Raw genomic sequence first — 8,067 nt, 5'->3', positions numbered from 1 at the left:
GAAAAGCGCAAATTTTGAGCTTAACCGCGAAATAAGAGCAAAATTTGAACATAAGAATGGCGGAGGCGGTGCGGCGGCGTATGGAGCGAGGGAGCGCGGGGCAGCGGCAGTTCGGCGAGGCGGCGGAAAGGAGCAAATTTTGAACTTAACCGCGAAATAAGAGCAAAATTTGAACATAAGAGCGTCGGGGGCGGTGCGGCGGCGTATGGAGCGAGGGAGCGCGGGGCAGCGGCAGTTCGGCGAGGCGGCGGGTGCAGCGAGCGGTCGGCGGCGGTTATGTAAAGAAGGGGGACGGCCATCCCCCTCCTGCTCGATTAGGCGCCGAAACCGACGTAGCGGGAGATGATGACCAACAGGATGAAAAGGACCAGGATCGCGCCCGTCGACGTGTAGAAGCCGCCGACGCCTGCCGCAGTGTTAACGCAAGACATGAGTGATTCCCTCCTTCGTGTTCAGCGTACTTTCAAGATATGTGCCGCTCCGCGCCTGCGCAACGGACATCGACCTATGTTTACGGTAGGGGGGAATTTCTGATAGAGTGGTAGGCATAACGCTTACAGAAGGAATAGGGAGGATTCGGCATGGGTGAGGCAGCGGGGGAGACGTTGTTGTTGTGGCCGGAGGGCGCGCCGCTTGCGGCGGGCGATACGGACGAGGATCGGCCGGCGATTACGCCGTATCTCGTGCCCGGCAAAGGCAATGCGGCGGTCGTCGTGGCGCCGGGCGGCGGGTACGGCATGCGCGCGGAGCACGAGGGGGAGCCGATCGCGAGATGGTTGAACGGCCTTGGCATCTCGGCGTTCGTGCTGCGATACCGGGTAGCGCCGTATAAATATCCGGCCGCGCTGCTCGACGCGCAGCGCGCGATTCGCACGGTGCGCCGCCGGGCCGACGCGTTCGGGATCGATCCGGCGCGCGTCGGGCTCCTAGGCTTCTCGGCCGGCGGGCATCTCGCGGCGACGGCGGGCACGCATTACGACCGGGGCTTGCCGGCGACGGAAGCGGAGGATGACGTCGACCTGCTGTCGTGCCGTCCGGATGCGTTGATCCTATGTTACGCGGTCATTACGATGAAGGGCCCATGTGCGCACGAGGGCTCCCGCCTGAACCTGCTCGGTGCTGACCCGGACCCGGCGCTGCTCGCTTCGCTTTGCAACGAGGACCAGGTGACGGCAGATACGCCGCGGACGTTCCTATGGCACACCTCCGACGAGGAGTCGGTGCCCGTGGAGAACAGCCTCATGTTCGCGACGGCGCTCCGGAAGCACAAAGTGCCGTTCGAACTGCATGTGTACGCCGAAGGCCACCATGGGCTCGGGCTCGCCGCGGAGCATCCGTTCGCGCGCGGCTGGACCGGCGCATGCGCGGATTGGCTGCGCAATATCGGCTTCGTGCAGGCGTAAACCGCCGCCGCGCGACGGCACATAGAACCTACGCGCCGAGCAGCGAGAGGCGGCGCACCCAGGCACAACCGCAGAACAACGAAACAAGAGGCGCAGCGGCAGGGGGAACCCCCTGCCCGCTAAGCCTCTTTCGTTTCCAAGCCGTCCAATGCGTCCAGGGACGCCAGCAGACGCTCGAGCAGCGCATCGACGTCGTCCAGCCGGTCCTCGTTCCGCTTCTCGTGAAACAAGACGTCGATCTCGTACGCGCTGCCGCCGGCGGCGGCGGCGTCGGCCGGCGGCGCGTGGGGGTCGACTTCGATGCGCACGCGGTGGCATATTTCGGCCTCCGCCTCGGCGGCCCACAGCCGGCTCAGCGCCCCGTGCAGCGTCTGCGCGTCGCGCACGCGGGCGCCGGGGAGCGTGAAGCGCAGCTCGAGCCGGATGCCCGGCGCGCCCAGCTCGGTCAGCCGCAGGTCGTACCGTTCGGCGGCGAAGTCGGCGAGACCGGAAGAAAGCCGCAGCTCGGCGCGGCAGCCGCCGCCCGGCCGCCGCGCCCCGATGCGGAAGGAGCGGGAGAGCGATGCCAGGTCCATCAGGTCTTCCCGCCCGATGATCTCCGCCGCACCGTCGCGGTCGAGATCGTACAGCGCCCCTTCGAGCACGACCTTCCAATTATCGAATATCGTCGGATCGAACATACGCAGCATCCGCCTCCCCGGGTCGTTGTTCGTTTTCTATAGTATACCCGCAAAGGCGCTCATCGCGCTTCGCCTTCCCCCGACGCCTCCGCCAAGGCGGCGAGATAACACTCCTTAATCCAATCCGCGAGCAGCGCCGCCTCGGCGGGAGAGGCGACCGCGAACGCCGACCAGGCGCCCACCGACTTATTTCCGGTGCGGAACGGCTCGACGGGAAGCGGGGAGCCGCGATCCCTCGCTTCGGCGGACGACAGCTTCGTCAGGACGACGCCGCCGTTCACGACGACGGCGAACAGCTTCCCGTTCGCCGTATAGCACGGGCAGCCGAACATGCGGCGCCGGCCGACGCCGTCCCACGCCCCGACGAGCCGGTCCACCGCCTCCCGCAGCGCGCCGCCGACCGATTCCTCGTAGTACTTCATCGCGCCGCTCCTCCGAACGTCCGGATCATCTCCGCCGCCGTCCGCTCCGGCCGTTCCTCGGGTACGAAGTGCCCCGTCTCCTCGAGAAGAACCAGCTCCGCGCCGCGAATGGAGCGCTGCATACGCCGCGCGACGTCGACCGCGAAGAACGGGTCGCGCGTCCCCCATAGGATCAACGCCTTGCAATCGACGCGCGCGAGCTGCGCCTCGACGTTCGCGTATTCCAAGGCCAAGTTCGCAAGACTTCTACGGAAAATGGCGCTCGTCCGCGCAAGCCCGCGCGGCGTCAAGTGGCGTTCGAACCGCGCCGCGGACGTCGCGTCCTTGTTGGCGAACGCCTTCGCGTACATCATGCGCGCGCCGAACCGGCTGCCGGCCATGACGCGGAAGACGAGGCGGCCGAGCAGCGGCACGCCGGCCGTGCGCAGCGGCAGCGGAATCGGCGTATCCGTGAACGTGTTCGTCGCGGACAGGCATAAGCCGCGAACGCGCAGCGACGGATACAGCCGCATCAGCGTCAGCGCGACGGGGCCGCCGAAATCATGAGCGCCGATGTACAGTTCTTCGACGTTGAGACCGTCGAGCAGACGCTTCAACCCGCGCGCCTGATCTTCCATATAGCCGTCGCCCGGCGGCTCGTCCGAACCGCCGAAGCCGAGCAGGTCGGGCGCGACGACGCGAAAGCCCGCGGCCGCGAGCGGCTCGGCGGCGCGCGACCAGGCGTGCGAGGAGCCGGGAATGCCGTGCAGCAAAAGGACGAACGGGCCGTCCGCTGGGCCTAACGAGAGGTAAGAATAGCCGTGTGTTGCGGCGGGGCGAGCAATGGTCATGTCAGGGTTGCTCCTTCGTCAGCGTCGTAGTCGATATAAGGGCTCCAAGCGAGAGCGGAGCCGGCGGCGGCGAGCCGCCGCCGCGGAAATACGAAAACACGATTTCCGGGAAAGCGTCGATCGTAAGCATTCGTTCGATAATGATGTCAGTCACGGCTGCTGCGTACTTCCTCTTCCGCCAGCGACTTCGGCAGCCACAGGCGATCGTCCCAAAACGAATCCAAATAGCCTTGCAGTTCCGAGAACCCTTCCTTCCGCAAATAGTAAATCCGGCTTGTCTTTCGTTTCTCCACCCCGACGAGCCCGGCGTCGAGCAGCACCCGCAGGTGCTGGGACACGGCGGGAGGGCTGATCGCAAAGCGCGCGGCAAGCTCCCCGGCCGATCGGCGGCCTCCGCGCAGCGTCTCCAGCAGCTTGCGCCGATTCGGGTCGGTCATAGCGGCAAATAAGTTGTCGATCGTCATAGGTATTACTTTAAATTCAACTTAATTAAGTGTCAATTTAATTAAGTGTCAACTTAAATCAAGCGACCTACGACCAAAGGCGGAGGGGCGGCTCCGCCCTCGTTCCGACGCGCTCCGTCCCCGGGCCGGCTACACTGGAGGAAAGTGGCGAGCTCCATAGTAGCGGGAACCCCGGAATTCTTGTACAGTAGGGGTAATATGCAAGGCATCGGCCGGAAAACGAAAAGAGAGGTGCGCACGAATGCGGAAGCACGATCGGGTGCGGGAAGCGGAGCTGCTGAAGGACATCGCCGAGACGATCAACGGCACGTACGATATGGGCCGGCTGCTGGAGGTCGTGCTGGAGAAGCTGTTAAAGCTGACCGGACTCGCCGCGGGCTGGGTGTTTCTGATCGAGCCTCGGACGACCGGGGAGCTGCGCTGCGCCGCGGATGCGGGGCTGCCCCCGGCGCTGGCGCGAGACGGCAAACGCCCGATGACCGAGGGCTCCTGCTGGTGCGTCGATCGGTATCGGGACGGGCGGCTGCAGCGCGCGGCGAACATCTTGAATTGCAAGCGGATCGAGGAGGCGACGCTGCTGCGGCGCGGCGATACGAACGGGCTGACGCATCACGCGACCATTCCGCTGCGTTCGGGCGACGCGCTGTTCGGCATTCTGAACGTCGGCGCGCCGGGCAAGACGGCCTTCACCGAGGAGGAGCTGTCGCTGCTGCAATCCGTCGCGCTGCAGATCGGCACCGCGGCCCACCGCATTCGGCTGTACGGCCAGGAGCGCAAGCGCGCCCTGCTGTTCGAGCGGCTCGGGGCCGCCGCGCGCGAGCTTCGCGCATCCGACGCGCCGGAACGCATCGCCTCGGACATCGTGCGCGCGTGCGGCGAGACGCTCGGGTGGTCCAACGCGGCGCTGTGGATGCGCGAGTCGCAAGGCTTGTACCTGCACGCGGTATACAACGCAGGGACGGCGAGCGCCAAGTCCTGCGACGCGCCGAAGAAGTCGTGCTTGATGCTGGACGACGTATTGGAGACGCAGCGCCCGCGCATGTTCGACGGCTCGATCGAGCCCGAGCTGCTGCCGTCGCTCGCTCCGATTCGCGGCGGCGCCGCCGTGCCGCTCCTGCTGCAGGGGCGGCCGATCGGCGTGCTCGTGGCGGGCAGCTCGACGGCGGAGCCGTTCGACGAGATCGACGCGGAGGTGCTCGAGGCGCTGTCGGCGCACGCGGCGCTCACGTACGAGAACGCAAGGCTGCAGGAGCAGGCCAAGTCGCTCGCCCGGTGGGAGGAGCGCAATCGGATCGCGCGCGACCTGCACGACTCCGTGTCGCAAATGCTGTTCTCGCTGCAGCTGCACGCGAGAGGGCTCGAGACGGCGCTCGGCGCGGCGGGGACGCCGCCGGACGGAGCGCGGCGGGCCGCCGAGGAAATCGGGCGGCTGTCGCGGGAGGCGCTGACGGAGATGCGCGGCATGATTCGCCAGCTGCGGCCGGCAGGGCTCGAGGAAGGGCTCCTAACCGGTCTTGCCAAGTACGGCGCGGCGATCGGCCTGACCGTCGACTGCGACGCCGGCGCGTTGTCGACGCCGATGCCCGAGCGCGTGGAGCTTGCGCTCTGGCGCATCGGGCAGGAGGCGCTGAACAACGCGCGCAAGCACGCGGGCGTCGAACGGGCGGCGGTCGCGCTGTCGATTGAGCCGGACGCCGTCATCATGACGGTGACCGACCGCGGCGTCGGCTTCGCGCCCGGCGCGGGCGGTTTCGGCTTCGGGCTGACGACGATGCGGGAGCGGGCCGAGTCGGTCGGCGGCGCAGTGACGGTCGACGGCCGCCCGGGCGCCGGCACGACGGTGCGCGTGCGGCTGCCGCTGCCGTGCGACGGTGCGGCTTCGAAGGAAGAGGGAGGCGAAAAATCATGAACGAGACGTCAAGGAACGAGATCCGCGTGCTGATCGCCGACGATCATGCGATCGTGCGGCAAGGGCTCGCCTTCTTCCTCGGGCTGCAGCCGGATTTGCGCGTCGTCGGGGAAGCCGCGAACGGCGCCGAGGCGGTCGAGCGGGCGGCGGCGCTACGGCCGGACGTCGTGTTGATGGATTTATTCATGCCGGAGAAGAACGGCATCGAGGCGACGCGGGACATTCGCGCGCGGGACCGAGAGACGAAAATCATCGTGCTGACGTCGTTTTCCGATCAGGATCACGTCCTATCGGCGATCAAGGCCGGCGCGAACGGCTACCTGCTGAAGGATGCGGACCCGGCCGCCATCGCGGACGCCGTTCGAGGCGCGCACGCGGGGCTGGCGCAGCTGCACCCTGCCGCCGCGGCGCAGCTCATGTCCCACGTCGCGGCCGAAGCGGCGCCGCCTCCCGCCGGGAGGACGTCGGCGCCCGACGCGTTGACGGCGCGCGAGTCGGAGATTTTGCGGCTGATCGCGCGCGGATACAGCAATAAGGAGATCGCCGCCGCCTGCGATATCGCGGAGAAGACGGTGAAGACGCACGTCAGCAGCCTGCTCAGTAAGCTTGGGGTGGCCGACCGAACGCAGGCGGCGTTGTACGCCGTGAAACACGGACTGGCCGAGCCGGGTCCGTGAAGCCTGATCCGGCTCCGGAAGCCGCGGCCGACCGGCGATGAAGTCCTAAGTCCAAAGCGTGAGCGCCGCGTCGGCCTTCGTGCCGATGCGGCATTTTTCGTCTCGGGGTACGATAGGGGCAAGCAGAGATAAATCCAACTCGGAAAGGTTTGATCCCTATGATCCGCATCGCATTGCTCGCGGGCAGCAACCGCAAAGACGCCTCCAGTACGAAACTGCTTCGATATATGGCGGGACGGCTGACGGAGCGGGGCGTCGAGGCGGCGCTGTTCGACGTGTACGAATCGCCGCTGCCGATGTACTCGCCGGACGACGAAGAGCCGCATCCGAACGCGCGCCGCCTCGCCTCGCTCGTGCGTTCCGCTGACGCCCTCGTCCTCGGAACGCCGGAATATCACGGCAGCGTCTCCGGCGCGCTCAAGAACGCGCTCGATTACTTGGGCTCGGAGGAGGTCGGCGGCAAGCCGACGCTCTCCGTCAGCTCTTCGGGCGGCGCGGTCGGCGTCAGCTCGCTGACCCACCTGCAGAGCATCGTGCGCGGCTTGCACGGCATTAACTGCCCGGAGTGGGTGTCGCTCGGCGGACGCCAACGGTTGTTCGAGGACGGCGCGCCGGCGGACGAAGGGATGCGCGCACGCGTCGACCGCGCGCTCGATCAACTGACGCGCATCGCCGCCGCGCTGAAGTCGGACGCCGCCACGTAACCGGCGGCGCCCGGCGCGACAATATTTCCGGGGAAATTAACACCCTTAAACAACAGCCTCGTTCGCCGTTACCGGGCGCCCCTCGAGCGGGGCACGCGCACGATGCGGAGCGCGACCGCCGCCAGCGCGGCGGCGAGCGCCCACGTCGTCCACGCGGCGAACGGGGCGTTCGCCTGCTGCTGAACGCCGATCGCGGCGAACGCCCAGACGAGGGTGAGCACGTACGCCGTGTCGCGCCAACGCGCGAATACGGCGATCGCGGCGCCCGCCAGCAGTACGAGCGTCAGGAACGTCCAATACTTCTCGAGCCCCCAACTGTTCCACCCCGCCAGCTCGAACGCGACGAGCGCATTCGCCCCCGCGGCGACCGAAACCCAAGCCGTATACAAGCTGAACGGCAGCTGTACGAAGAGCTTCGCGGCGAGACCCGCGTCGTCCCGCGGCGAGCCCTGCACGTTGCGCGTGGCCGTATAAATCGGAAGCAGCGACAGCAAGAGCCCGAGCATCAGGAATACGGTCGAGCGCAAATAGAGCAGGTGCCAGCACAGCACCCAAGCGATGTGGAAGAGGCAGCCGACGACGAACCAAGGTCCGATGCGGCGGAACGCGGACAGCTCCCGCCAGCCCGGCCGCCACTGCAGCAGCACGAAGACGCCGAGCAGCGCGTAGATCGCGCCCCAAATTGTAAACGCATACGAAGCAGGGGTCGCCAATACGGGCACCATCGCCGACACTTCCGCAGTCGTGCGTCCGCCGATCGGCACGACGTTCACGAGCGTAATCACCAGCAGCACCGCCAAATACGAGAGCGTATTCCACCTTCGCCATCCCGCCGTACGCATGCCTACCGCCTCCTTGTGGATTCCTTAATACAAGTATATGCATGCCGATTCTACAGTTATCTCCCCGATTTATAGTTTCGGACGGACTTGGGCGCATCTACAATGAGGGAAACCGATAACGAAGGGGGAAAATGCG

Annotated in this window: 11 protein-coding genes; 4 read left to right on the top strand and 7 right to left on the bottom strand. The window is 66.6% G+C overall.

Translation table 11 applies throughout. From position 1 onward, the window contains the following. Window positions 1-314: 314 nt before the first annotated feature. A complete protein-coding gene (locus tag VEZ38_RS01055) occupies window positions 315-431 on the bottom strand; it encodes a sporulation protein YjcZ (protein ID WP_324891061.1) in 117 nt (38 codons plus the stop codon). Between the two features lie 150 nt (window positions 432-581). On the opposite strand from VEZ38_RS01055, the gene VEZ38_RS01050 reads away from it, so the two are divergent. Further along, on the top strand, window positions 582-1,403 hold the full coding sequence (locus tag VEZ38_RS01050) for an alpha/beta hydrolase (RefSeq protein ID WP_324891059.1): 822 nt from the start codon (window positions 582-584) through the stop codon (window positions 1,401-1,403). Between the two features lie 119 nt (window positions 1,404-1,522). Here the strand turns inward: VEZ38_RS01050 and VEZ38_RS01045 are convergent, their stop codons facing one another. The 5 genes from VEZ38_RS01045 to VEZ38_RS01025 are packed head-to-tail and all read right to left on the bottom strand — an operon-like array spanning window position 1,523 to window position 3,799. After that, window positions 1,523-2,083 (bottom strand): hypothetical protein, encoded by a 561-nt coding sequence (locus tag VEZ38_RS01045; RefSeq protein ID WP_324891057.1) that lies wholly within the window; start codon window positions 2,081-2,083, stop codon window positions 1,523-1,525. A 59-nt stretch (window positions 2,084-2,142) separates the two neighbouring features. Next, entirely contained in the window at window positions 2,143-2,505 is a 363-nt protein-coding gene (locus VEZ38_RS01040) for a hypothetical protein (protein WP_324891055.1), read from the bottom strand. Then, window positions 2,502-3,335 (bottom strand): alpha/beta hydrolase, encoded by an 834-nt coding sequence (locus VEZ38_RS01035; protein WP_324891053.1) that lies wholly within the window; start codon window positions 3,333-3,335, stop codon window positions 2,502-2,504. Before VEZ38_RS01035 ends, VEZ38_RS01040 begins: the two co-directional genes overlap by 4 nt. Window position 3,336: 1 nt before the next feature. Beyond that, complete coding sequence (locus VEZ38_RS01030) at window positions 3,337-3,489, bottom strand: hypothetical protein (protein ID WP_324891051.1); 153 nt, start codon at window positions 3,487-3,489, stop codon at window positions 3,337-3,339. After that, window positions 3,482-3,799 carry a metalloregulator ArsR/SmtB family transcription factor gene (locus VEZ38_RS01025; RefSeq protein ID WP_324891049.1) on the bottom strand — a complete coding sequence of 106 codons (318 nt, stop codon included), beginning with the start codon at window positions 3,797-3,799 and terminating at the stop codon, window positions 3,482-3,484. Before VEZ38_RS01025 ends, VEZ38_RS01030 begins: the two co-directional genes overlap by 8 nt. Before the next feature lie 241 nt (window positions 3,800-4,040). Between VEZ38_RS01025 and VEZ38_RS01020 the strand changes: the two genes are divergently transcribed. The 3 genes from VEZ38_RS01020 to VEZ38_RS01010 all read left to right on the top strand — a co-directional run bounded on the left by VEZ38_RS01020 (window position 4,041) and on the right by VEZ38_RS01010 (window position 7,089). Beyond that, window positions 4,041-5,708 (top strand): GAF domain-containing sensor histidine kinase, encoded by a 1,668-nt coding sequence (locus VEZ38_RS01020; protein WP_324891047.1) that lies wholly within the window; start codon window positions 4,041-4,043, stop codon window positions 5,706-5,708. Continuing rightward, window positions 5,705-6,385, top strand: a complete 681-nt coding sequence (locus VEZ38_RS01015) for a response regulator transcription factor (RefSeq protein ID WP_324891045.1) — start codon at window positions 5,705-5,707, stop codon at window positions 6,383-6,385. The genes VEZ38_RS01020 and VEZ38_RS01015 overlap by 4 nt, the downstream gene beginning before the upstream one ends. A gap of 158 nt (window positions 6,386-6,543) precedes the next feature. Next, window positions 6,544-7,089 carry an NADPH-dependent FMN reductase gene (locus tag VEZ38_RS01010; protein WP_324891043.1) on the top strand — a complete coding sequence of 182 codons (546 nt, stop codon included), beginning with the start codon at window positions 6,544-6,546 and terminating at the stop codon, window positions 7,087-7,089. Between the two features lie 68 nt (window positions 7,090-7,157). Here the strand turns inward: VEZ38_RS01010 and VEZ38_RS01005 are convergent, their stop codons facing one another. After that, the gene (locus VEZ38_RS01005) at window positions 7,158-7,931 is read right to left on the bottom strand and encodes a hypothetical protein (RefSeq protein ID WP_324891042.1); all 774 of its coding nucleotides are present in this window, start codon (window positions 7,929-7,931) and stop codon (window positions 7,158-7,160) included. Between the last annotated feature and the right edge of the window lie 136 nt (window positions 7,932-8,067).

The sequence above is a fragment of the Paenibacillus sp. genome, assembly GCF_035645235.1.
GTDB lineage: Bacteria > Bacillota > Bacilli > Paenibacillales > YIM-B00363 > Paenibacillus_AE.
Note: the sequence above shows the minus strand (reverse complement) of the source record. Positions and strands in the feature narration are given on the sequence as shown.